Origin of the sequence: Longimicrobium sp., from assembly GCF_035474595.1 — a bacterium.
Taxonomy (GTDB): domain Bacteria; phylum Gemmatimonadota; class Gemmatimonadetes; order Longimicrobiales; family Longimicrobiaceae; genus Longimicrobium.
The window spans coordinates 1-23,360 of record NZ_DATIND010000149.1; the positions used below are offsets into that span (position 1 = coordinate 1).

Annotated in this window: 23 protein-coding genes; all 23 read left to right on the top strand. The window is 71.0% G+C overall.

Annotation, left to right across the window (positions count from 1 at the left end; all coding sequences use genetic code 11):
- A partial coding sequence (gene coxB, locus VLK66_RS25055) for a cytochrome c oxidase subunit II (protein ID WP_325312241.1) occupies positions 1–1,062 on the top strand: 1,062 nt, incomplete at its 5' end.
- 3 nt (positions 1,063–1,065) lie between these two features.
- Positions 1,066–2,994: a cytochrome c oxidase subunit I gene (gene ctaD / locus VLK66_RS25060; protein WP_325312242.1), complete on the top strand. Its 1,929-nt coding sequence runs from the start codon at positions 1,066–1,068 to the stop codon at positions 2,992–2,994.
- Positions 2,991–3,605, top strand: coding sequence for a hypothetical protein (locus VLK66_RS25065; protein ID WP_325312243.1), 615 nt, complete (start codon positions 2,991–2,993; stop codon positions 3,603–3,605). The genes ctaD and VLK66_RS25065 overlap by 4 nt, the downstream gene beginning before the upstream one ends.
- Positions 3,606–3,607: 2 nt before the next feature.
- On the top strand, positions 3,608–3,988 hold the full coding sequence (locus VLK66_RS25070; protein WP_325312244.1) for a hypothetical protein: 381 nt from the start codon (positions 3,608–3,610) through the stop codon (positions 3,986–3,988).
- The gene (locus VLK66_RS25075; RefSeq protein ID WP_325312245.1) at positions 3,985–4,374 is read left to right on the top strand and encodes a c-type cytochrome; all 390 of its coding nucleotides are present in this window, start codon (positions 3,985–3,987) and stop codon (positions 4,372–4,374) included. Before VLK66_RS25070 ends, VLK66_RS25075 begins: the two co-directional genes overlap by 4 nt.
- A 1,133-nt stretch (positions 4,375–5,507) precedes the next feature.
- Positions 5,508–5,879, top strand: a complete 372-nt coding sequence (locus tag VLK66_RS25080) for a type II toxin-antitoxin system PemK/MazF family toxin (RefSeq protein WP_325312246.1) — start codon at positions 5,508–5,510, stop codon at positions 5,877–5,879.
- 276 nt (positions 5,880–6,155) lie between these two features.
- A complete protein-coding gene (locus VLK66_RS25085) occupies positions 6,156–7,796 on the top strand; it encodes a S41 family peptidase (protein WP_325312247.1) in 1,641 nt (546 codons plus the stop codon).
- Positions 7,797–8,036: 240 nt separating this feature from the next.
- Positions 8,037–9,782 (top strand): M28 family metallopeptidase, encoded by a 1,746-nt coding sequence (locus tag VLK66_RS25090; RefSeq protein WP_325312248.1) that lies wholly within the window; start codon positions 8,037–8,039, stop codon positions 9,780–9,782.
- Between the two features lie 296 nt (positions 9,783–10,078).
- Positions 10,079–10,516: a D-aminoacyl-tRNA deacylase gene (gene dtd / locus VLK66_RS25095; RefSeq protein WP_325312249.1), complete on the top strand. Its 438-nt coding sequence runs from the start codon at positions 10,079–10,081 to the stop codon at positions 10,514–10,516.
- 2 nt (positions 10,517–10,518) lie between these two features.
- A complete protein-coding gene (locus VLK66_RS25100) occupies positions 10,519–11,334 on the top strand; it encodes a hypothetical protein (RefSeq protein ID WP_325312250.1) in 816 nt (271 codons plus the stop codon).
- A 29-nt stretch (positions 11,335–11,363) separates the two neighbouring features.
- On the top strand, positions 11,364–11,972 hold the full coding sequence (locus tag VLK66_RS25105; RefSeq protein WP_325312251.1) for a Maf family protein: 609 nt from the start codon (positions 11,364–11,366) through the stop codon (positions 11,970–11,972).
- 212 nt (positions 11,973–12,184) lie between these two features.
- A complete protein-coding gene (locus VLK66_RS25110) occupies positions 12,185–12,418 on the top strand; it encodes a type II toxin-antitoxin system HicB family antitoxin (protein ID WP_325312252.1) in 234 nt (77 codons plus the stop codon).
- Positions 12,415–13,905, top strand: coding sequence for a glycerol kinase GlpK (gene glpK / locus VLK66_RS25115; RefSeq protein WP_325312253.1), 1,491 nt, complete (start codon positions 12,415–12,417; stop codon positions 13,903–13,905). The genes VLK66_RS25110 and glpK overlap by 4 nt, the downstream gene beginning before the upstream one ends.
- Positions 13,902–14,240 carry a hypothetical protein gene (locus tag VLK66_RS25120; protein ID WP_325312254.1) on the top strand — a complete coding sequence of 113 codons (339 nt, stop codon included), beginning with the start codon at positions 13,902–13,904 and terminating at the stop codon, positions 14,238–14,240. Before glpK ends, VLK66_RS25120 begins: the two co-directional genes overlap by 4 nt.
- 33 nt (positions 14,241–14,273) lie before the next feature.
- Positions 14,274–14,678 carry a hypothetical protein gene (locus VLK66_RS25125; protein WP_325312255.1) on the top strand — a complete coding sequence of 135 codons (405 nt, stop codon included), beginning with the start codon at positions 14,274–14,276 and terminating at the stop codon, positions 14,676–14,678.
- Positions 14,679–15,129: 451 nt separating this feature from the next.
- Complete coding sequence (locus VLK66_RS25130; RefSeq protein ID WP_325312256.1) at positions 15,130–16,716, top strand: FAD-dependent oxidoreductase; 1,587 nt, start codon at positions 15,130–15,132, stop codon at positions 16,714–16,716.
- A 384-nt stretch (positions 16,717–17,100) separates the two neighbouring features.
- On the top strand, positions 17,101–17,754 hold the full coding sequence (gene folE / locus VLK66_RS25135; RefSeq protein WP_349260545.1) for a GTP cyclohydrolase I FolE: 654 nt from the start codon (positions 17,101–17,103) through the stop codon (positions 17,752–17,754).
- A gap of 78 nt (positions 17,755–17,832) precedes the next feature.
- Positions 17,833–19,005, top strand: coding sequence for a c-type cytochrome (locus VLK66_RS25140; protein ID WP_325312257.1), 1,173 nt, complete (start codon positions 17,833–17,835; stop codon positions 19,003–19,005).
- Positions 19,006–19,280: 275 nt separating this feature from the next.
- Positions 19,281–19,715, top strand: coding sequence for a cytochrome c maturation protein CcmE (locus tag VLK66_RS25145; RefSeq protein ID WP_325312258.1), 435 nt, complete (start codon positions 19,281–19,283; stop codon positions 19,713–19,715).
- Positions 19,712–21,763, top strand: coding sequence for a heme lyase CcmF/NrfE family subunit (locus tag VLK66_RS25150; protein WP_325312259.1), 2,052 nt, complete (start codon positions 19,712–19,714; stop codon positions 21,761–21,763). The genes VLK66_RS25145 and VLK66_RS25150 overlap by 4 nt, the downstream gene beginning before the upstream one ends.
- A 2-nt stretch (positions 21,764–21,765) precedes the next feature.
- Positions 21,766–22,251, top strand: a complete 486-nt coding sequence (locus VLK66_RS25155) for a cytochrome c-type biogenesis protein (protein WP_325312260.1) — start codon at positions 21,766–21,768, stop codon at positions 22,249–22,251.
- Positions 22,248–22,646, top strand: a complete 399-nt coding sequence (locus tag VLK66_RS25160; protein ID WP_325312261.1) for a zinc ribbon domain-containing protein — start codon at positions 22,248–22,250, stop codon at positions 22,644–22,646. Before VLK66_RS25155 ends, VLK66_RS25160 begins: the two co-directional genes overlap by 4 nt.
- Positions 22,643–23,353, top strand: coding sequence for a heme ABC exporter ATP-binding protein CcmA (ccmA, locus tag VLK66_RS25165; RefSeq protein ID WP_325312262.1), 711 nt, complete (start codon positions 22,643–22,645; stop codon positions 23,351–23,353). The genes VLK66_RS25160 and ccmA overlap by 4 nt, the downstream gene beginning before the upstream one ends.
- Positions 23,354–23,360: the final 7 nt, after the last annotated feature.

Genomic DNA, 23,360 nt, shown 5'->3' on the forward strand with positions numbered 1-23,360 from the left:
TGCGGAAGTGCGTTCGGCTTTCGCGCGGGGGAGGCGTTCGTGCGCGTCCGCACCTGCGCACTCCCGCACTTCCGCACTTCCGCACTTCTGTTGTTGTCCGCCTGCCAGGGCACGCCGAACCAGTCCGCGCTGAACCCGGCCGGGCCGCAGGCCGCGCGGCTCTTCGGGCTGTGGAGCTACCTGTGGATCACCGCGGCGGTCGTCTTTCTCGCCGTGATGGTGGCGCTGGCGATGGCGCTGCTGCGCTCGCGGCGGCGGGTGGACGCGGACGTGAGCGAGGCGGGGGAGGGGAGGGCGCGGCGGACGGTGATCCTGGCCGTGGCGGGGACGGGGATCATTCTCGTGGCCACGGTGGTGGTCAGCTTCCTCGTCGGCCGCGCGTACGCCGTCACCCCCGATGCCGGGCGCCCGCTGCAGATCACGCTCATCGGGCACCAGTGGTGGTGGGAGGTGCAGTACTCGGACTCGGTGAACAGCCGCAGCCTGACCACCGCCAACGAGATCCACGTTCCCGTGGGCCGCACGGTGGTGGTGAAGATGACCAGCCAGGACGTGATCCACTCCTTCTGGGTCCCCAACCTGGCGGGGAAGAAGGACCTGGTGCCGGGCTATTCGACCACCACGTCGTTCCGCGCCGACCGGGCGGGCGTCTACCGCGGGCAGTGCGCCGAGTTCTGCGGCCACCAGCACGCCAACATGTCGCTGCTGGTCGTCGCCGATCCGCCCGCGCAGTTCGCCCGCTGGTACGAGAACCAGCTCGCCGACAACATGCCGCCGACGGACACCCTCCAGAGCACGGGAAAGAACGTGTTCATGAGCCACGGCTGCGTCCTCTGCCACACCATCCGCGGCACCGACGCGGGTGGTCGCGTGGGGCCTGACCTCACCCACCTGGCCACGCGCCACACGCTGGCGGCGGCCATGGTCCCCAACAACCGCGGCTGGCTGGGGGGATGGGTGATGGACCCGCAGGGGATCAAGCCCGGCGCCAAGATGCCGCCCAACGACATGCGCCCCGACGAGCTCCAGGCGCTGCTCACCTACCTCCAGAGCCTCCGGTAGACCATGGCGAGCGTCGAACGGGACGTGGTCGGGGGGCCGGGCGAGGCCGCGGAGCTGGCCGCCTTGGAGCGCTCGTGGCACGAGCCGCGGGGGCTGTGGGGATGGCTCATCACCGTCGACCACAAGCGCATCGGCAAGCGCTACATCATCACCGCCATGAGCTTCTTCCTCCTGGCGGGGCTCGAGGCGCTGGCCATGCGCATCCAGCTGGCCCGGCCGCAGAACGGGTTCCTGGGTCCCGACAAGTACAACCAGTTCTTCACCATGCACGGCACCACGATGATGTTCCTGTTCGCGGTGCCGGTGATGCTCGCGTGGGGGCTGTACCTCGTTCCGCAGCAGATCGGCACGCGCAACCTGGCCTTCCCGCGGCTGAACGCGTACGGCTACTGGGTCTACCTCATCGGCGCGCTCTTCATCTACGTGCAGTTCGTGCTGAACACGGGCACCGACGTGGGCTGGTTCGCCTACGTCCCCCTGTCGGGGCCGCAGTACTCGCCGGGGAAGCGGGTGGACACGTGGGCGCAGATGGTCACCTTCACCGAGATCGCGGCGCTCATCGCCGCGGTGCAGCTGATCGTGACCATCTTCAAGCAGCGCGCGCCGGGGATGTCGCTCAACCGCCTGCCGCTGTACGTGTGGTCGATGCTGGTGGTGGCGTTCATGGTCATCTTCGCCATGCCCGCGGTCGCCGTGGCCAGCACCTTCCTGCTGGCGATGGACCGGCTGGTGGGCACGCAGTTCTTCAACCCCGCCGAGGGGGGCGACCCGCTCCTCTGGCAGCACATGTTCTGGTTCTTCGGGCACCCCGAGGTCTACATCATCTTCATCCCCGGCCTGGGGTTCGTCTCGTCCATCATCACCACCTTCACCCGCCGCCCCGTGTTCGGCTACGTGGCGATGGTGCTGTCGCCCATCGCCACCGGCTTCATCGCCTTCGGGCTGTGGGTGCACCACATGTTCGCCACCCCCATCCCGCAGCTGGGCGAGAGCTTCTTCACCGCGGCCAGCATGCTCATCGCCATTCCCAGCGGGGTGCAGATCTTCTGCTGGATCGCCACGCTCTGGCTGGGGAAGCCGGTGTTCAGGACGCCGCTGCTGTACGCGCTGGGCTTCATCGTCATCTTCGTCATCGGCGGGCTGACCGGGGTGATGATCGCCTCGGTGCCCTTCGACCTGCAGGCGCACGACACCTTCTTCATCGTGGCCCACTTCCACTACGTGCTGATCGGCGGCGGCGTGTTCCCGCTGCTGGGGGCCATCACCTACTGGTTCCCCAAGGTCACGGGGAGGATGGCCAGCGAGCGGCTGGGGAGGCTGGGCTTCTGGCTCATCTTCACCGGCGTGAACGTCACCTTCTTCCCCATGCACTTCCTGGGGCTGATGGGGATGACGCGGCGGGTGTACACCTATCTGCCGGGCACGGGATGGGGATGGCTGAACCTGCTATCGACGGTCGGCTCGTTCGTCATCGCCGCGGGGGTGATCGTCTTCCTCTTCAACATCGCCAGCAGCTGGCGCTTCGGGGCGCCCGCGGGGCCCGATCCCTGGCTGGCCGACACGCTGGAGTGGGCCATTCCCTCGCCGCCACCGCCGTACAACCACGCGCGCATCCCCATCGTGCAGGGGCGCGCCGCGCTCTGGGCGATGACGCCCGACCGCCCCGTGGTGACCGGGCTGGACGAGACGCACCGCGAGGTGCTGGTGACCACGGTGATGGACGCCGACCCCGACAACCGGCAGGAGTCGCCCGGCCCCACGCCCGTGCCCTTCCTGGCCGCGGTGGCCACGGGGTTCCTGCTGGTCCTGCTGGTCTTCACCTTCCAGGCGCTCTGGATCGGGGCGATCCCGCTGGGGCTGGCGCTGTTCGCCTGGGCGTGGCCGCGCCACCCCGAGAAGGCGTGGAAGCTGGACGCGGGAGGGGTGCGATGAGCACGCGGCGCCCCCCGTCGGCCGTCGACGTATCCGGGCTCCCGGACATCACCTACGGCTACCGCAACCTGGTGTGGTGGGGAACGGTGGCGTTCATGGCCATCGAGGGCACCACGCTGGCCATGTGCGCGGGGACGTACCTCTATCTCCGCCGCAACTTCGCCTCGCTGCCGCCGGCGCGGGTGGCCGTTCCGGGGCTGACGCTGGCCACGATCGAAGTCGTGCTGATGCTGGTCAGCTTCGTCCCCATCGCCCTGCTGAGCCGTGCGGCGCACCGCAAGGACCTTCCCGCCGTCCGCCTCCTGCTGCTCGTGGCCATCGCCTTCAACGCGGCGTTCGCGGCGCTGCGCTGGTTCGAGCTGGCGCAGCTGCACGTGCGGTGGGACGAGAACGCCTACGGGTCGTCCGCCTGGCTGGTGATGCTCGTGCACGGCACCCTGCTGCTGGCCGAGGTGGGCGAGCTGGCGGTGTTCGCCCTGATCGCGTTCACCGGCCGTTGGGAGGAGAAGCACTTCCCCGACACCGCCGACCTGGCGATGTACTGGTACTTCATGTGCCTGTCGTGGCTTCCGCTCTACGCCATGGTCTTCCTCCTGCCGCGGGTGATGTGACCATGCCCGTGCAGACCGCCGAACAGTCCGCGCCGCCCAGCGGCGCCACGGTGCAGCTCTGGCTGGGGCTGCTCTCCGGCCCGGTGATCGTGCTGCTGGGCCAGTGGGTGGCGTACGCGCTGGTCCCCGATGCCTGCGCGCGGCAGAGCAGCCTCTTCGTGCACATGGTGCACGCGGTCGCCCTGCTGCTGATCGCCGGCGCGTTCCTGCTCTGCCGCCGCGAGTGGGCGCGGCTGGGACGCAGCGAACCCGACGAGCGGCCCGGGCCGGAGCACCGGGCCCGGTTCATGGCCTTCTCGGGGATGGTCGCGAACCCGTTCTTCGCCGCGATCGTGCTGGCCATGTGGCTGGCCACCGCCCTCTTCAGCCCGTGCTCCGCATGAGCCCGCGCCTCCGCTCCGCCGCCGCCCTCGCCGCGCTCGCGCTGGCGTCCGCCTGCACGCAGGACCGCCTGAGCGACGCCCAGGCCATGCAGCTGACCCGCGGCGGCCGCGCGGAGCTGGGGCGGCAGTGGATGGAGAACTATGGCTGTGGCGGATGTCACGTCGTCCCGGGGATTCCCGGCGCGCGCGGGCGGGTGGGGCCGCCGCTGGACAACGTGACGGCGCGGCTGTTCATCGGCGGTGTCACCGAGAACAAGCCCGACAACCTGATCGCCTGGATCCAGGACCCGCAGAGCATCGACTCCGCCACCGCCATGCCCCGCACCGGCGTCACCCAGCGCCAGGCCCGCGACATCGCCGCGTACCTCTACACCCTCGCCCACTGACCGCCCGCGGAACATCGGCATCCCCGCATCTCCCCGCCGACTTCATCCTGAGTCGTCCCCGCGCTGCGCGCGCCCAGGGAAGATGAAGGCGAGCCGTAGCCGCTGACGAGCCGAACAGCCTCGCGCAGTTTGCGAGGCTTCCCGTAGTTGTTGCTGCGGCTTCAGCCGCCGGTGAGGGGGCCAGCGTCCGCGCCGTCTCAACCCATCCAGACCGATTCGATCAGGGGCGATGGCGATGAGGACACGATCGCGCGCCGCCGATGTGTGTCTCACGAAAAAATCCGCGATACTCATCGCATGCCGAACCCTCCACGGCTCGCCGTCCCCATCCATGCGAGGATGCGGTGATCCACTCTCGCGCGAACGCGGCAGCCGAGCATTGGCCTCGAAAATCCAGCGGGAACGTTGGGGAAGGCTCAGGGTGCGATGAGTTATCGCGGAATCTTCGGGGGGATGATGATTGAATCGTGCGACGCAGCTGCGGCGTGCTGTGTTCCTGATGACGCAGTTAGGAATGCATGGCGAACGCGATGCATGCTGCCGGTGACGCGAGCGGAGCGGGATACCCGATGATTGTTGGATCGGGCTGGATCAAAACTGCCGCGACGGGAGCACCGGTGGCAAGATCTGGACGGGATTGACGACTGGTGACCGTTCGGGTATTCTCTAATCACGCACTCACACAGGTGGAATCGTGAGGAAACGCCGCGTGACCACGGTCAAACGAACCAAGCCCCAGCTCCGGCTCCGGCGCATCCCGCGGCTGCGGAGCGTGCATCCGTACGATCCGTCCGAGCGAACCTCCGACTTCGCGCGGCGGATGAGGGAATCGTACGACCGCCTGCGCGCCGATCCAGTCGCGTGGAACGAGTGGATGGAGGAGTGCGCTTCGATCGATCCTCTGCTCGTCTCGCACGATTACTGGGAGGCACGGGAGAAGACGCGCGCCGCCGCGCCGCGTCCGTCCGACACTGCTTTGTGACGTCCGCTTCATAGCTCGCCGCATCCGGCCATGCAGGCGAGCCGCTCGCTCCATCTCTTCACCGAAATCCTGAACTCATCGTTCGCCCGGCTCTCCGCCCGGGCGAAGCAGCCGCGTCGTGTCCCCTTTCCACGGAGGGTGTGTGCGCCCGTTGCCGGGTGAACTCTGGTATGCCGACCTGAGCCCCGTCCGCAGCCACGAGCAGGACGGCGTGCGGCCGGTGCTGGTGATGACGAGCCGCGACGAAGTGCCCTATCCGGTCGTGATCGCCATCCCCACCACCACGCGGTTCCGCGGGGTGCCGTCGCACGTGCCCGTCTATCCGCCGGAGGGCGGCCTTCGCTCGCCGAGCGTCTTCCTCTGCGAGCACATGCGCTCCGTCGCGCTCGACCGCTTCCAGCGGCGCGTGGGCGAGGTCAGCCGGGCGACGCTGGACCGCATCAGCGAAGTGCTTCACGAGCTGATGCGGCTCCGCTGCCCGCCGCCCGAGGGAGCCCCTGAGTCGCGGTGGATCCGGAGCTAGACGCCACATCCCAATCAGTCTCAAGGCTATTCCGCTATCGGACGTCCACTCGCGATACAAAGCCCGCGGCGCGGTCCGTGCGGGCCGGCGGGCGTCAGACGCGGCGGGGGCGGCGCGTTCCCGTTCCGGAGCGCGGGCGCGGATCTTCCACCCGCGTTCCGGGGTAAGTTCGCCGACCCCTTCACCGGCCCAACCCCGCGGCCGGACGGGCGATGGAACGCTCGTCCGAACGGACGAGCCTTGCGCCGCGGACTGGCGGCGCCCACGGATGGATTCATGGCTGATCGCAACACGCCCCGCGGGGCAAAGACGCGCCGGGTGAAGCGCGCCGCGCTGGCGGCGCTGGTGCTGCCGGTGGTGGTGGGCGGCTTCATGCTGCAGAGCGCCGTTTCGGAAAACGGCCAGCTCTTCCAGGAAGTGCTCACCCGCGTGGCCGCGTTCGGGGTCGACTCGGTTCCCGAGGACAGCCTGTACGCGCTGGCCGCCCGCGGCCTCCTGCGCCGCATCGGCGACCCGTACGCCGACCTGTACTCGCCGCGGGAGCTGGCCGAGTTCCAGCGCGAAAGCCTGCGCAACGGCTACGGCGGCATGGGGATGCTGGTGGAGCTGGTGCGCGATACCGCCACGGTCATGCGCGTGTACCCCCGCACCCCCGCCGAGGGCGCCGGCGTGCAGGTGGGCGACCGCATCGTGGAGGTCGACGGGCAGAAGGTCACCGGCATCTCGCTGGACAAGGTGACCGCGCGCCTCCTCGGCCCGCAGGGGACCTCCGTCCGCGCCACGCTCGTGCGCCACGGCGTGGAGCAGCCGATCCGCATCGAGGCGCGCCGCGCGGTCGTGCATGTTCCCGTGGTCCCGTACGCGCTGATGCTGCAGGACAACGTGGGCTACGTGCCGCTCGACCGCTTCAGCGAGAGCTCGGGCGAGGAGCTGGCGCGGGCGATCGACAGCCTTCGCCAGCAGGGCGCGCGCGCCTTCGTCGTCGACCTGCGCGGCAACGGCGGCGGCAGCCTGGAGCAGTCCATCCGCATCTCCAACCTGTTCCTGAAGAAGGGGACGGAGGTGCTGCGCGTGGTCTACCGCAACGCCCCGGCCGAGGTCTATCGGGCGGAAGACGAGCCGCTGCTGGGCCCCGAGCCGGTGGTGGTGATGACCGACGAGGGGACCGCCAGCGCGTCGGAGATCGTGGCGGGCGCGCTGCAGGACCACGACCGCGCGGTGGTGGTCGGCACCACCTCGTTCGGCAAGGGGCTGGTGCAGGACCTCTTCCCGCTCGAGGGCGGGTGGGCGATGAAGCTGACCACCGGGCGGTGGTACACGCCCAGCGGCCGCAGCATCCAGCGCCCGCGCAAGGTGAACCCCGACGGCACCTTCGCGCAGGAAGACACGCTGCCGCCCAGCGACTCGGCGCTGGCCGCACGCCCGGTGTACCACAGCGACGCCGGGCGCCCGGTGTACGGCGGCGGCGGCATCACCCCCGACGTGGTGGTGAAGGAGGACACGCTCTCGGCCCCCGAGCGCGCCCTGCTGCGCGCGCTGTCGACCAAGGCGACGGCCACCAACCAGGTGCTGAGCCAGTACACGCTGGAGCTGAAGGCGGGCGTGCGGCCGGACTTCGCGGTCACTCCCGCCTGGCGCGAGGAGCTGTACCGCCGGCTGCAGCGCGACGGCGTGCAGGTGGACCGCCGCACCTGGGACGCGGGCGCCAGCGTGGTCGACCGGATGCTGGAGGGGCGCATCTCGTCGCTGGCGTTCGGCGACTCGGCGCAGTTCCGCCGCGGCGTCCCGCGCGACACGCAGCTGCAGACGGCGCTCGGGCTGCTGCGCGGCGCGCACAACCAGGCCGAGGCGCTGGCCCACGCCGCCGCGGCCGCCCGCGCCACCCCCGCGCGCGAAGCCAGCCACACCGGCATCTGAGCGGATGCCGGACGAGCACCCTTTCCCCATGCCGGGAGAGGGTGCTCATGCCATGTCTTAGCCGACGACGCTCCGGCGCCTCCGGAGCCGCCGGGATGCCGGGGCCGCAGTCCCGCAGGGACTTTGTGCGGTTGTTGCCCGCGAATTCATTCGCCGGGTGAGCCGCAGGATCCACCCGTACCACACGGCAGCGGCGGACGCGCCGTTTCCGTCCTTTCACCCGAACGAAATCCACCGATCGTGAGAACGCACGTACGCTCCACCGGCGCGCTGGCCGCCGTGCTCGCGCTGGCCGCCGCCGTGCCCGCGCTGGCGCAGGCGCCGCAGCAGCCGCTGAAGCACACGCCGCAGCCCACCACCCCCGCCATCACCGCCGCCGACGCCATGACGCGGCTGTACGTGCTGGCCGACGACAGCATGATGGGGCGCGAAGCGGGAACGGCCGGGAACGTGAAGGGCACCGACTACATCGCCCGCGAGGCGCGCCGCATCGGGCTGGAGCCGGCGGGCGAGAACGGCACCTTCTTCCAGACCATCCCGCTCCGCCGCAAGGGGATGGACCCGGCGTCGTCGCTCACGGTGGGCGGCGCCACGATGAAGCCGGGGACGGACTTCGTCCTCCTCCCCTCCATCGAGGGCGCCTTCTCCTTCCGCGACACCCTGCTCGCCAGCAACGTTCCCGTGGTGTACGGCGGCCGGCTGGGAACGATGAACCTGATCGACCCCGCGCAGGCGGCCGGCAAGCTGGTGGTGTTCGACGGGGCCATGGTGAACGGCACGCGCAGCTGGCGCTTCTGGACCGGCGGCTCGTTCGACCGCTACGCCGCGGCGGCGGGGGTGGCCTTCGCGGTGCTGGACTACGTGCCCGAGGGGCTGCGCGGCTACCTGGCCGAGCCGCAGGAGGCGCTGGTGGACCCGTCCGAGCCGCACGCCCGCGTGGCCTCGCCCGCCGGCCTGCTGGTGAGCGTGGCCGCGGCCGAGCGGCTGTTCGGGCGCCCGCTGGACGGGCTGCAGACGGGCGCCGCGGGGCAGACGGTGAACGGGCGGGTGGCCTTCTACGACCAGCCGTCGGCCTTCCCGGCGCGCAACGTGGTGGGCATCCTGCGCGGCACCGACCCGGCGCTGCGCGGGCAGTTCGTGGCCATCGGCGCGCACAACGACCACGTGGGGACCACGCACGAGGCGGTGGACCACGACTCGCTGCGCGCCTTCAACCTGGTGCTGCGCCGCGGCGGGCTGGAGGGCGAGGCCGAGACGCCCACCCCCGCGCAGTCGGCCCGCATCCGCGCGCTCACCGACTCGCTGCACCGCGCGCACCCGGCGCGGCGCGACTCGGTCTTCAACGGCGCGGACGACGACGGTTCGGGGACCACCGGCGTGCTGGAGATCGCCGAGTACATGGCGGCGCACCGGCCGAAGCGCTCCGTGCTCTTCGTCTGGCACACGGGCGAGGAGAAGGGGCTGCTGGGCTCGTCGTGGTTCACCGAGCACCCCACCACGGCGGTCAGCCGCGACTCGATCGTGGCGCAGCTGAACATGGACATGATCGGGCGCGGCGCGGCGAGCGACGAGACGGGGATGACCAAGGACAGCGTGGTGCTGCACGGCGGGCCCAACTACCTGCAGCTGGTGGGCTCGCGCCGCCTGTCCACGCAGCTGGGCGACCTGATCGAGGAGGTGAACCGCACGGGGAACCACGGGCTGGCGTTCGACTACTCGATCGACGCGAACAACCACCCGGCCAACATCTACTGCCGCAGCGACCACTACAGCTACGCGCGGTGGGGGATTCCCATCACCTTCTTCACCACCGGCGGGCATGCGGATTACCACATGCTGACCGACGAGCCGGAGTACATCGACTACACCAAGCTGGCGCGCGTGGCCAGCCTGGTGGCCGACGTGGCCGAGCACGTGGCGAACCGCCCGGACCGGCTGGTGGTCGACAAGCCGAAGCCGGATCCCCACGGGGAGTGCAAGCAGTAGGGGACAGGGACAGGGAAAGCCTCGACCTGTCGCCGTCCCTGACGATCACGACGCGCCCCGCCCGCCGAGCTTCGGTGGGCGGGGTGCCTGCTTTTCTGCGGCTCCCAAGCTCAGCTGGACCTAACGCGGAGACGCGGAGACGCGGAGGTGGCTCGGCATGCGCCTCCGCGTCTCCGCGTCTCCGCGTGAGATCCCGCGATGTTTTGGCTACGCCGCGGTTTCGGGGTCCCGGGCGCGGCTGCGAGCGTTGATGCGGCCATTGCGCCCCATCTCCATCCCCCTTCTCTTCTCCCTCCATGCGAATCGTGCTGCAGCGCGTGTCGCGCGCGAAGGTGACGGTGGACGGGCGCGTGACCGGCGAGATCGGGCGCGGACTCCTGCTCCTCGCCGGCTTCACCGATGGCGATACGGACGGCGCGCTGGCGTGGATGGTGAAGAAGGTGGTGCAGCTCCGCGTCTTTCCCGACGACGAGGGGAAGATGAACCGCTCGGTGGAGGAGGCGGACGGCGCCATCCTGGTCGTCAGCCAGTTCACCCTCTACGGCGACGCGCGCAAGGGGAACCGCCCCAGCTTCATCGACGCCGCGCGGCCGGAGGTGGCGATCCCGCTGTACGAGCGCTTCGTCGCCCTCCTGCGCCAGACCGGCCGCCCGGTGGCGACCGGCGAGTTCGGGGCGATGATGGACGTGGAGCTGGTGAACGACGGCCCGGTGACGCTGATCCTGGAGAGATAGCCATGCCGCCGACGATCTCCGCAGAGCGCGCGGACGCCGCGTCTCCCACCGATGCCGTGGCGCCGGGAGATGCGGACGTGCCGCCGCCGCAGCGTGCTTCGCGCGTCCACGTCCTCGCCGAGCACCGGGGGTGGCGCGCGGCGCTGCGCGAGTTCGCGGTGATCGTGGCCGGCGTGATGTGCGCGCTGGTGGCGCAGGCGTGGTGGCAGGGGCGCGAGGACCGCGGCCGCGAGCGCGACTACCTGCGCCAGCTCCTGGCCGACACGCGCGAGAACGAGCGCCGCCTGGACGACGCCATCCGCACCGACAGCATCGCCGCGGTGGTGACGGGGCGCGCGGTGGACGCGCTCACCGGCCCCGCCGGCCGCCTCGCCGCGCCGGATTCGATGGTGGCGTGGGTGACGGGCGCGGGCGCCGCCAGCAGCTACCAGCCGCTGGACGGCAACTACCGCGCGCTGGTCGGCACCGGCGACCTGCGGCTGGTGCGCAACGACTCGCTCCGCGCGCTGCTCGCGTCGTACGCCTCGTCGCTGGAGAGCGAGGGCGCGCGCCAGGGGCAGCTCCGCGAGACGATCACGGCGCAGGCAGGGCCGATGACGCTCGCCTTCCCGTTCATGCGCCGCGTGTTCCTGCACGACGTCAGCGCGGCGGGGGTGGACGTCGCCCGCCTGCGCGCCGACCCGCGGGCGGTGGAGGTGCTCTTCAGCCTGCAGGCGGCGGCGTCGAACCGCCTCTCCGGGCTGCACGGCCTGCGCGACCAGACGCGCCGCCTCCGCCGCGCGCTGGAGGCCGAGCCCGCGGCGCGCGGCGGCCGCTGACCGCAAACCACGCTTCTTCCGACGAATCGATGACGGATACGGATACGCCGCCGCCCATCGTGCTGGCCTCGCAGTCTCCCCGGCGCGCCGAGCTGATCGGGCGGCTGGGGCTGGAGTTCGAGGTCTTCCCCGCCGACATCGACGAGAGCTACCGCGACGGCGAGATGCCCCCCGAGCACGCCGAGCGCCTGGCGCGCGAGAAGGCGGAGACCATCGCCGCCACGCACCCGCACGCGCTGGTGGTGGGCTCCGACACCATCGTGGTGATCGACGGCGCGGTGCTGGGCAAGCCGCGCGACCGCGAACAGGCGGTGGACATGCTGATGCGCCTCTCCGGCCGCGACCACGAGGTGTGCACCGGCGTCGCCATCGCCATGGACGGCCGCGTGGAGAGTGGGCTGGAGCGGGTGCGCGTCCGCTTCCGCACGCTCGACCGCGAGGCATGCGAGGCGTACGTGGCCACCGGCGAGCCGATGGACAAGGCCGGCGCCTACGGCATCCAGGGCTTCGGCAGCGCCATCGTCGAAGGCATCGAGGGCGACTACTTCGCGGTGATGGGCCTCCCCGTCGTGCGCATGCTGGCGCTGATCGAGCGCTTCGGATGGCGGTACGGCTTCGGGCGGCTGGTGCGGGGGTGACACTTGGCGAGAGACGGAGAAATCGGAGAGGACTGCTCCGCGAAAGGCGGCTGAAGCCGCGGCAACAACGACGGAAAGCCTCGCAAACTGCGCGAGGCTTCAACTGCGATGGGCAGGTGCGGGCCGAGGGTGGTCTCGCACCGATGCCGCAGGTCGGGAATCCGCCATATCATCTAACCGGCTCGAACTGCAGAGGAACGCGAGGCACCGCGATGACGCAGCCCTACGAAGGCTACACGGCTACGGTGGAATTCGACTCCGACGAGATGGTGCTCCACGGCCGTCTCGAAAATATCCGGGATGTCGTCACGTTTCACGCTTCCTCCGTCGACGAGGTTCAGCCGGCGTTCGTCGAAGCCGTGGACGATTACCTGGCGCTGTGCGAGGAACGAGGTGAAGAGCCGGACGTGCCCTCGCGCTGGTCGGACGGAGGAGACGGCCGATGATCCTCGCCATCGACCAGGGTACCACGGGCACCACGTGCCTGGTGATCGACCGCGACGGGCGGGTGCGCGGGCGGGCGTACAGCGAGTTCACCCAGCACTTCCCCCGCCCCGGCTGGGTGGAGCACGACGCGGCCGAGATCTGGGAGGTGACGAAGCGCGTCGCGCGCGTGGCCGCCGCGCACGCGGGGACGACCGTCGATGCGCTCGCGGGGATCGGCATCACCAACCAGCGCGAGACGGTGGTGCTGTGGGACCGCGCGACCGGCGAGCCGCTGCACCACGCGCTGGTCTGGCAGGACGGCCGCACCGCGGAGCTCTGCAGGAAGATGAAGGAGGACGGGCGCGAGGACGACGTCCGCACGCGCACCGGGCTGGTCATCGACCCGTACTTCAGCGCGACCAAGCTGGCCTGGCTGCTGGACCACGTCCCCGGCGCGCGGGCACGCGCGGAGGCCGGGGAGCTCGCGGCGGGGACCATCGACACGTGGCTCGTCTGGAAGATGACGGGCGGCCGCCTCCACCTGACCGACCGCACCAACGCCAGCCGCACCCTCCTCTACTCGCTGGACGACGACGCGTGGGACCCCGCGCTGCTGGATCTCTTCGGCATCCCCGCCGCCGTTCTGCCGGAGATCCGCTCGTCGTCCGAGGTGTACGGCGCCACCGACGGCGCCGCGTTCGAGGGCGAGGCGCCGGTGGCCGGGATCGCGGGCGACCAGCAGGCGGCGCTGTATGGCCACGGCTGCTGGACGCCGGGGGAAGGGAAGAACACCTACGGAACCGGCGCCTTCCTCCTGGTCCACACGGGCGACAAGCGCGTCCCCAGCCGCCACGGGATGCTGACCACGGCGGCGTGCGGCCCGCGCGGGGAGCGGGCGTACGCGCTGGAGGGCTCCATCTTCATCGCCGGCGCGGCGGTCCAGTGGCTGCGTGACGGCCTCGGCATCCTGCACGACGCGGCCGAGACCGAGGCGCTGGCGCGGTCGCTGGAATCCAACGACGGCGTCTACCTGGTCCCCGCCTTCACCGGGCTGGGGGCGCCGCACTGGGAGCCGCGCGCGCGGGGAACGCTCTTCGGGCTCACGCGCGGCACCGGGCGGGCGCACCTGGCCCGCGCCGCGCTCGAGGCGATGGCCTTTTCCACCCACGACGTGGTGCAGGCGATGGAGGGCGACGCCGGCGTGCGCATGCCGGAGCTGCGCGTGGACGGCGGCGCGGCGGCCAACGACTGGCTGATGCAGTTCCAGGCCGACGTGCTGGGCATCCCCGTGCGCCGGCCGCGGCTGGTGGAGATGACGGCGCGCGGCGCGGCGGGGCTCGCCGGCGTGGCCACGGGGTTCTGGGCGAGTCCCGAGGAGTTCGACGCGGCGCGGCCGGAGGAGTCGGCGTTCGAGCCGGGGATGGAGGACGGTGCGCGGGCGGAGGTGCTCGCGGGGTGGCAGCGCGCGGTGGATGCCGCGTGCGCCTGGGCAAACGGAGGGGGATGACGATGGACAAGCTGCTGCTCTGCCTGTGCTTCTCGCTGGGCGGCCAACACGGCGCCGCCGCCCGCCAACCCGGCGACCGCCTGTTCGGCGAGGACAAGCTCCAGCACTTCTTCGCCTCGTTCCTGGTGACGAGCCTGGCGGGCGCGGGCGCGCGGCTGGCGGGCGCGGACCACCGCACCAGCCTGATCGTGGGCGCGGGGACCGGCGCGGCGGCCGGCGTGGCCAAGGAGCTGCTCGATACGCGCGATCCACGTGACACGGCCTCGGTTCTGGACCTCGCGTGGGACCTGGGCGGTGTCGGCTTTGCCACCGTCGTTTCCGCACAGGCGAAGTAGGTTCGGGCGGTCCACACGAGACGGTGACGGCGGATGGAGCAGAGCGAGCTGCAGGCGATACCCGAGGTGCCCGCGCGGCTGGTGTTCATGGGCGGGCAGGCGAGCGAGGCGAGGGCCAGGGTGCTGGAGCGGAGCGGCCACTGGCGCCGCGCGCAGATGCTGAAGGACCTGGCGCTGCTCCTCCTCATCCCCATCGTGATCTGGATTCCCCCGCACTTTCCCTGGCCGATCGTGGTCGCGGCGGTGGCGGCGTTCCGCGCGTTCAACCACATGCGCGAGTACCGCACGCTGCTGTCGCTCCACGGACCGTGCCCCAAGTGCGGCACCGTGCAGGACTTCACCGAGCTGGGGCGGATGGGGAACCCGCACAAGGTGACCTGCGCCAGCTGCCGCTGGGACCTGTACGTCGAGGTCGCCCGCGCGAGCGAAGCCACGTAGTCCCCAAAGCGCTGCCGGATCGCACGCAGAGAAGCGGAGCGGCGGAGGGAACTCCTCCGTGCTCCGCTTCTCCGCGTGATCCTGCTGTCCTGTCTTCCCAACCATACCGGTTGAGGATGAAAGGAGATCGGTGGTGAGCGCCGATGCCGCGGAGTGAGCGGATCAGCCTCGCGCAGTTTGCGAGGCTTCCCGTGGTTGTTGCTGCGATTTCAGTCGCCGGTGGCCGGCCGCGCGCGGAACTTTCCTTTCAGGCCGGCCACACCATCGTTGCCCGCGCACGAGCGGCAGCAGGCCGAAGGACCTACAGGCGAGATCGCCCGTGCACTGCCGGATTGCGTGATCCCCGGATTCGGCATCGAAACACATCTTTCAGAATATGTCAAAGAAAACGTTGACAAACTGTGGTAAGGCAGCGTAGGCTTATCTCCACACCACAACGCGGAGGCGCTGGATGGGCGGCGAGAAGCAGGAGCTGGAAGGCCCGGACCTGATGCAGGGCGTGCCGCTGGACGACATCGGCGACGGCGGGATCCTCACCGGGCACGCGAACGGGGAGCCGGTCGTGGTCGTCCGCACGGGCGGCGAGGTGTTCGCGCTGGACGCCAATTGCACGCACTACGGCGTGCCGCTGGGCGGCGGGGTCGTGGTGGACGGGACCATCCGCTGCCCCGCGCACCACTCGCGCTTCGACCTGCGCACCGGCGAGGCCGTAGCCGCGCCGGCGCTGCGCCCGGCCGGGTGCTGGAACGCCGAGGTGCGCGAGGGCCGCGTCTTCGTCACCGGCAGGCGCGACGCGCAGCCGAAGGCGCCGGCGGTCGACGCGCCGGCCGAGATGCCGCGCTCCATCGTCATCGTCGGCGCGGGGGCGGCGGGAAGCGCGTGCGCGGAGATGCTGCGCCGCGAGGGCTTCGCCGGCGCGGTGACGATGATCGACGCGACGGCGGACGGGCCCGTCGACCGGCCGAATCTTTCCAAGGACTACCTGGCCGGGAACGCGCCGGAGGAGTGGATCCCCCTCTTCCCGCCCGAGTGGTACGCCGAGAACCGCATCGACCTGGTCCTCGGCACCCGCGTGGTGGGGATCGATGCGGCGGAGCGGCGCGTGAAGCTGATGAACGGCCGCACCTGCGGCTACGACGCGCTGCTGATCGCCACGGGCTCGGAGCCGGTGCGCCTTCCCGTTTCGCAGCGCGAGGTGCCGCACCTGTTCTACCTGCGCTCGCTGGCCGACAGCCGCGCCATCATCCGCGCCGCGGAATCGGCTAAGAAAGCGGTGGTGGTCGGCAGCAGCTTCATCGGGCTGGAGGTGGCGGCGTCGCTCCGCGCGCGGGGGCTGGAGGTGAACGTGGTCAGCCACGAGCCGCTGCCGCTGGGCAACATCCTTGGGCCCGAGCTGGGTTGGAACATCCAGCGGCTGCACCAGGACCACGGGGTGAAGTTCCACCTGAAGGACGGCGTGCAGGCGATCGACGGGAAGACGGTGACGCTGAAGAGCGGCCCGTCGCTCGAGGCCGACCTGGTGGTGGTGGGAATCGGCGTGCGGCCGGGGATCGCGCTGGGGCAGTGGGCCGGGCTGAAGGTGGAGGGCGGGATCGTGGTCGACGAGTTCCTGCGCACCAGCGCGCCGGGGATCTGGGCGGCGGGCGACGTGTGCCGCTGGCCGGACGCGTGGACCGGGCAGAACATCCGCTCCGAGCACTGGGTGGTGGGCCAGCGGCAGGGGCAGACCGCCGCGCGCAACATGCTGGGCCGCCGCGAGGCCTTCCGTGCCGCGCCGTTCTTCTGGAGCACGCACTACGACGTAACCATCAGCTACGTGGGCCACGCGGAGAAGTGGGACGCCATCGAGATCGACGGCGACCCCCGCGCGAACGACTGCACGGCCGTCTACCGCAAGGGCGGAAAGCCGCTCGCCATCGCCACCATCGCCCGCGACCGCACCAGTCTGTGCGCCGAGGCGGGGATCGAGGCCGCCGACCTCGCCGCCGTCGAGGCCGCGATCCGCGGGGACGCGCGCGCGGCGGCGGGCGTCGGGTGAACATCGGCGATGACGAGAGGGATCGGGGATCGGGATCGGGGGATGGCGATGGTGCGCGTCCGCGGCATCGCGCCCTCTCCGGCCGGCTTAGGCCGTCCACCTCTCCCGTACCGGGAGAGGTAGCTTCCACGCCTCTCCGGCACTCCGAAGCGTCGGCGTGAGGATAGGTTGCAGGCTGCGCCGATGGCGTGGCAGCCCCCCTCGCCCGGTACGGGAGAGGGCGAGCGCTCCAAGGCGCGGGGAGAGGGCGGCGCGAGAGCCGCGGAAACCCTCCATCGCCCCGATTGCGCTGAGTTTCCAGGCCCGGTGATCGACATCGACCAGACACGCCGGGGCTCGAATCCGGATCTGTATTCGTTCCAACGACTTTCAACCGAAAGAGGGATGGGAATGGCGATCGGCACATCCGCGGCGGCGCGGCTGGAGGGGACGGACGACCTGCGCGCGCGGCGCATCTTCGACGTGGACGCGGCGCGGGAGGAGATGGCGGACCTCGTGCGGCGCCAGCTGGAGCTGGTCGGCGAGGACCCGGAGCGCGACGGGCTGCTGCGCACGCCCGAGCGCGTGGCCAGGTCGCTGGCCGCGCTCACCAGCGGCTACGCGATGGACGTGCGCGACGTGGTGGGGCAGGGCGTGTTCGAGGAGTCGCACGACGCCATGGTGATGGTGCGCGACATCGAGATGTACTCGCTGTGCGAGCACCACCTGCTCCCCTTCTTCGGCAAGGTGCACGTGGCCTACGTGCCCGACGGCAAGATCATCGGCCTCAGCAAGCTGCCGCGCATCGTGGAGGTGTTCGCGCGCCGGCTGCAGGTGCAGGAGCGGCTGACGCAGCAGATCGCCGACGCCATCCAGGAGGTGCTGCAGCCGCGCGGCGTGGGTGTGGTGGTGGAGGCCGCGCACCTGTGCATGATGATGCGCGGCGTGGAGAAGCAGAACTCGTCGACCATCACCAGCGCGCTGCGCGGCGTGTTCCGCGACGACGGCCGCACGCGCGACGAGTTCCTGCGCCTGGCGCACGCGCCGCCGGGGCGCTGAGGGGGAGGAGGACAGCGGCCGCCGCCGCGGGCGCAGAGGGGCGCGCGCGGCGGCCGGCCCGGAACCAGGGAGGACGCCATGCAGGGCCGCACCGTCCGTTCGCCGCACCGAAGGGCCATTCTGTTTTCGATTGCCGCGCTCACGCTGCTGGGGGCGTGCAGCGACGGGCCCGACGCTCCGTCTGAGGAGACGCTCGCCCGCGGGCGCGACGTGTTCCGCAACAACACCTTCGGCAACGAGAGGTTCTGGACCGACACGCTGCACATGAACCAGGTGATCGAGTCCGCCGTGGACCCGGTCACCGCGCTGGCCGTGGGGCTGAAGGTGGACGCCGACAAGCTGCCGCCGGGGATCCTGGGGCAGGTGGACCTGCACAGCCCCGCGACCACGGTGGCGTTGCTGAAGCTGGACGCCGTGGTGGGCGTGAAGGCGCAGGTCGACGCGAACAACCACATCACGCGCATGGGGGTGACCTGCGCGCTCTGCCACTCGAACGTGGACAACTCGGTGGCGCCGGGGATCGGGCGGCGGATGGACGGGTGGGCGAACCACGACCTGGACCCGGGGAAGATCCTCTCCCTGTCGCCCGCGCTGAAGGACCCGGCGGTGCAGGCGGTGCTGCTCTCGTGGGGGCCCGGGCGCTACGACGCGCGCTGGAACATCGACGGTCGCAACGGGCCGGTGGTGATCCCGCCCGCGTACGGCCTGCACGACGTGGCGCTGGAGACGTACACCGGCGAGGGGCCCATCTCCTACTGGAACCGCTACGTGGCCGTCACGCAGATGCACGGGCAGGGCTCGTTCCGCGACGAACGCCTGCACCTGGACATCCAGCAGTCGCCCGACCTGGTGGACCCCGTGCTGGCGGTGCTGCGCGACTACCAGCACAGCCTGCAGGCGCCCGCGCCGCCGGCGGGGAGCTTCGACGCGGGGGCCGCGGCGCGCGGCAGGGTGGTGTTCGAGGGGAAGGGACGCTGCTCCGGCTGCCATTCGGGGAGCGCCCTCACCGACGCGGGCGCGCGGCTGCACGCCCCGGCCGAGACGGGGATGGAGCCCACGTGGGCCGAGCGCGGCACCACGGGGAAGTACCGCACCACGCCGCTGCGTGCCCTGTGGCAGCACGCGCCCTACTTCCACGACGGGAGCGCGCCCACCCTGGCCGACGTGGTGGGGCACTACGACACCGTCCTGGGGCTGAACCTGACCGCGCAGGAGCGGGCGGAGCTGGTCGAGTACCTGAAGTCGCTGTAGCGGGGCCGGCGGCAGAGCGCCCCGGAGGCGGGACGGCGGTGGAAGCGCGCGGAGCGCTCCACCGCGCGTTTCCGGCGCAACCCGCTCGCCGCGCGCGATTTGTCCACCGGCACCGGGGCGACCTCGCGTGCACGCCCGCGCGCCGTTGCGCACCTGGCGCGCGGGCGGCTCACCGTCCGCTAATCTCCGCGACCGCGCGGAAAGCCTTTCTGCACAGCTTTTTCGGGTGTATATTGCCGCACTCCGGAGCGTACATTCTCGCGGGAGAGATTCCTGTGAAAAAGCAGAGCAGATTTGTCGCGGGCGGCGTGCTGCTGGCCGGCGTGGTGGGTTATCTCATGGTCACCGGGATGAAGGACTCGATGACCTACTACCTGACGCCCGCCGAGCTCTCGGCGCGCCTCGTGGCCAACCCCACCTTCGCCGAAGACGCGGGGGTGCGGGTGGGCGGCCGCGTGGTGCCCGGAAGCGTGAGCTTCGACCAGAAGACGCTGGACCTGCGCTTCACCATGGTCGACATCGCCACCGGGCGCGAGACCTTTCCCGTCCACTACAACGGCCCGCTCCCCGACACCTTCAAGGAGGGGCGCGACGTGGTGGTCGAGGGGCGCTACCGCAAGGGCGGGACGTTCGAGGCCGCGCAGGTGCTGACCAAGTGCGGCTCGCGCTACGAGGCCGCCGAATCCGACTTCAAGGGCAAGCAGTCGTGACGCAGATCGGCGAAGTCGCTCTCTGGCTGGCGCTGCTGGTGGCCGGCTGGGGGGCCACGCTGGGCTTCTACGGCGGACGCAAGGGCCGCGGCGACCTGGTGCTGAGCGCCGAGCGCTCGGTGTACGCCGTGTTCGGGCTGCTGGTGACGGCATCCATCGCCATCATCGCGGCCTTCCTGCGCAGCGAGTTCCGCTACAAGTACGTGGCGGGGTATTCCAACCGCGAGCTCGGCCTCTTCTACAAGATCACGGGGCTGTGGGCGGGGCAGACGGGGTCGCTGGTGTTCTGGGCGCTCCTGCTCTCGTTCTTCGGCTCCATCGTGATGCTGCAGAACCGCCGCCGCAACCGCGAGTTCATGCCGTACGTGGCGGGCACGGTGCTCACCGTGCTGGCCTTCTTCATGGTGGTGGTGGTCTTCGCCAGCAACCCGTTCCAGCTGATGGACTTCGTCCCGCCCGACGGGCGCGGGCTGAACCCGCAGCTGCAGAACTACTGGATGACCATCCATCCGCCCACGCTGTACCTGGGCTTCACCTGCTTCACCATCCCCTTCGCCTTCGCCGTTTCCGCGCTGCTCAGCGGACGGCTGGACACGCGCTGGATCACCACGACGCGGCGGTGGACGCTGCTCGCGTGGTTCTTCCTCACCTGCGGCATCATCTTCGGAATGATGTGGGCGTACGTGGAGCTGGGGTGGGGGGGATACTGGTTCTGGGACCCGGTGGAGAACGCGTCGCTCCTCCCCTGGCTCACGGGGACGGCGTTCCTGCACTCGGTGATGATCCAGGAGAAGCGGGGGATGCTGAAGATGTGGAACGTCCTGCTGGTGATCGGGACCTTCCTCCTCTCCATCTTCGCGACGTTCCTGACGCGCAGCGGGCTCATCGAGAGCGTGCACTCGTTCGCCGAGAACACCACGATCGCCTACATCTTCCTGGGCTTCCTGGGCTCCCTGATCCTGGCCAGCGCGGCGCTGGTCTGGTGGCGCCGCCACGCCTTCGCGCCCGAGAACCGGCTGGAGAGCTTCCTGTCGCGCGAGGCGGCGTTCCTGGTGAACAACCTGGCGTTCGTCTCGGTGATGTTCGCGGTGCTGTGGGGGACCACGTTCCCGCTCATCAGCGAGGGGATCTTCGGGCAGAAGATCAACGTGGGGCCGCCCTTCTACAACCGGGTGAACGTCCCGCTGGGCCTCATCCTCCTCTTCCTGCTGGGCGTGGGGCCGGTCATCGCCTGGCGCAAGGCCACGCCGCGCAACCTGAAGCGCAATTTCACCCTTCCGCTGGCCGCCGGCCTGGGCGTCACCGGGCTGATGTGGACCACGGGGGTGTCGCATCCCTACGCGCTGGCCACGTTCGGCCTCGCCGCGTTCAGCATGACCACGATCGTGGTGGAGTTCTGGAAGGGAACGCGGGCGCGGGCGAAGATCGAGGGCGAGAACCCCTTCACCGCCTTCGTGCACCTCTTCGAGCGCAACCGGCGCCGCTACGGCGGCTACGTGGTGCACGCCGGCTTCATCGTCTGCTTCTGCGGCTTCGCGGGAAAGGCGTTCAACGCCGAGAAGCAGGTGGCGCTGAAGCCGGGCGAGGCGGTGTCCATCCGCTCGCCTTTCGGGCACACGTACACGCTGACGTACCAGGCCATGAGCTGGTACCCGGCGCAGAACATGACCAAGATCGTCGCCTCCGTCGACGTGAAGAAGGACGGCCGCCCCGCCGGGCTGATGGCGCCCGAGAAGCGCGCCTACAAGCAGCGCGACGAGGTCACCTCCGAGGTCGGCATCCGGCGCGTGTGGAACGAGGACCTGTACCTGATCCTGGCCGGGGTCGACAATGCCGAGGGCCTCATGCAGGGGACGAACCCCCGCCCCGTGGCCACCTTCAAGGTGCTGGTGAACCCGCTGGTGCCCTGGATCTGGCTGGGCGGGTTCATCATGGCGATGGGCACGCTGGTGGCGCTCTGGCCCGCCCCGGAAGTCGTCCGGGCGACGGTGCCCGCGCGGAAGCCGCAGCGCGCGCCGGCCGCCGAGCCCGAGCTGATGGGGATCTGACGATGCGTGGGAGACTGATGGTCCTCGCCATCGCCGCCGCCGCGCTCCGGGCGGCGGCGCCCGTTTCGGCCCAGGACCCCGCGGCCGTGGCCACCGCGCGCGCGGCCGAGGAGCAGCTGCGCTCGCCGGTGACGCCCTCGCACACGCTGGACATGTGCCCCAGCCCCGAGGCCTCGGCCCTCCGCGACACGGTGATGGCCGAGGCGCTGGCCGGGCGCTCCGTCTCGCAGATCGTGGAGGGCGTCATCGCCCGCCGCGGCGAGCAGATGCGCATCCTGCCGAAGGAGAGCGGCGTCGGGCTCTGGGCCTGGATCCTCCCGCCGTCCATCCTGGTCATCGGCGCGGGGGTGGTGGCGATGCGGCTGGCGCAGCTGAAGCGCGGACGGCGCGGGATCGTTCCCATCGCCCCCGCCACGCTGAGCGACGGCGACCGCGCGCAGGTGGAGGCCGCGCTCCGCCGCTTCGAGCGCGGGGAGGCGGCGGGATGACGCTGGTTCTCCTCTCCGCCCTGCTGGCGACGGTCGTCGGAGTCCTGGTCGTCCGCCCCGTGGTCGCGCGGCGGACGGCGATCCTGGCGGACGCGGCGCCGGGGTCGCTGCTGGACGCCGAGGCGCGGCGCCGGTCCACGCTGGCCGCGCTGAAGGACCTGGAGTACGACTTCCTGGGCGGAAAGCTGGACCAGGCCGACTACCTGGCCCAGCGCGACCGGCTGAGCTACGAGGCGCTGGCCGCCATCCGCGCGGCCGAGGCGGCGCAGGCCGCGGCCGGCGTGGGGGTGGTGGACGGGATCGTGGTCGCGGGCGAGAGCATCACCCACGCCTGCGGCTTCGTGAACCCGCCCGCCAGCCGCTTCTGCGCGGGCTGCGGAAAGCGCCTGCGGTGACGGCGCCCGCGCTGGAGGCACGCGCGCTGGAGAAGTGGTACGGGCCGCTCCCCGCCGTCCGCGGGATCGAGTTCACGCTGGCCCGCGGCGAGTTCCTGGTCGTCTTCGGCCCCAACGGGGCGGGGAAGACCACGCTCCTGCGCATGCTCTGCGGCGCGGTGCGGCCCACCCGCGGCTCCGTCCTCGTCGCCGGGGGGGACGTGGGCGACGAGGCGGCGCGGCGCCGGATCGGCCTCCTCTCGCACCAGACCTTTCTCTACCCGGGGCTGACGGCGGCCGAGAACCTGGACTTCTACGGCCGGCTCTACGGGTTGAAGGGGCGGCGCGAGGTCGTGGACGCGGCGCTGGACTCCGTCGGATTGCGCGAGCGGCGGGACGACCGGGTGCGCACCTTCTCGCGCGGGATGCAGCAGCGGCTGGCGCTCGCGCGGACGCTCCTGCACAGCCCCGAGGTGGTGCTGCTGGACGAGCCGTACACCGGCCTGGACCCCCACGCCGCCGCCATGCTGAGCGCCGCGCTCGAGCGCCTGCGCGACGGCCGGACCACGGTGGTGCTGGTGACGCACAACCTGTCGCAGGGGCTGGAGCAGGCGGACCGCGTGGCCGTGCAGGTGGGCGGCCGCTGGGTGAGCGACGAGCCGCGCGCCGCGGTGGACGCCGCCGCCTTCGAGCGCCTGTACACCGCCCGCGTCGCGGCGGCGGTGTGATGCGCGC

Bases quoted from the DNA above. Each gene is read 5' to 3' on its own strand.
- ctaD (WP_325312242.1), top strand. From the start codon at position 1,066: ATGGCGAGCGTCGAACGGGACGTGGTCGGGGGGCCGGGCGAGGCCGCG.
- folE (WP_349260545.1), top strand. From the start codon at position 17,101: ATGGGAATGGCGATCGGCACATCCGCGGCGGCGCGGCTGGAGGGGACG.
- VLK66_RS25130 (WP_325312256.1), top strand. From the start codon at position 15,130: ATGGGCGGCGAGAAGCAGGAGCTGGAAGGCCCGGACCTGATGCAGGGC.
- VLK66_RS25160 (WP_325312261.1), top strand. From the start codon at position 22,248: ATGACGCTGGTTCTCCTCTCCGCCCTGCTGGCGACGGTCGTCGGAGTC.
- VLK66_RS25065 (WP_325312243.1), top strand. From the start codon at position 2,991: ATGAGCACGCGGCGCCCCCCGTCGGCCGTCGACGTATCCGGGCTCCCG.
- VLK66_RS25105 (WP_325312251.1), top strand. From the start codon at position 11,364: ATGACGGATACGGATACGCCGCCGCCCATCGTGCTGGCCTCGCAGTCT.
- VLK66_RS25140 (WP_325312257.1), top strand. From the start codon at position 17,833: ATGCAGGGCCGCACCGTCCGTTCGCCGCACCGAAGGGCCATTCTGTTT.
- dtd (WP_325312249.1), top strand. From the start codon at position 10,079: ATGCGAATCGTGCTGCAGCGCGTGTCGCGCGCGAAGGTGACGGTGGAC.
- VLK66_RS25125 (WP_325312255.1), top strand. From the start codon at position 14,274: ATGGAGCAGAGCGAGCTGCAGGCGATACCCGAGGTGCCCGCGCGGCTG.
- VLK66_RS25155 (WP_325312260.1), top strand. From the start codon at position 21,766: ATGCGTGGGAGACTGATGGTCCTCGCCATCGCCGCCGCCGCGCTCCGG.
- VLK66_RS25085 (WP_325312247.1), top strand. From the start codon at position 6,156: ATGGCTGATCGCAACACGCCCCGCGGGGCAAAGACGCGCCGGGTGAAG.
- VLK66_RS25110 (WP_325312252.1), top strand. From the start codon at position 12,185: ATGACGCAGCCCTACGAAGGCTACACGGCTACGGTGGAATTCGACTCC.
- glpK (WP_325312253.1), top strand. From the start codon at position 12,415: ATGATCCTCGCCATCGACCAGGGTACCACGGGCACCACGTGCCTGGTG.
- VLK66_RS25100 (WP_325312250.1), top strand. From the start codon at position 10,519: ATGCCGCCGACGATCTCCGCAGAGCGCGCGGACGCCGCGTCTCCCACC.
- VLK66_RS25120 (WP_325312254.1), top strand. From the start codon at position 13,902: ATGACGATGGACAAGCTGCTGCTCTGCCTGTGCTTCTCGCTGGGCGGC.
- VLK66_RS25075 (WP_325312245.1), top strand. From the start codon at position 3,985: ATGAGCCCGCGCCTCCGCTCCGCCGCCGCCCTCGCCGCGCTCGCGCTG.
- VLK66_RS25070 (WP_325312244.1), top strand. From the start codon at position 3,608: ATGCCCGTGCAGACCGCCGAACAGTCCGCGCCGCCCAGCGGCGCCACG.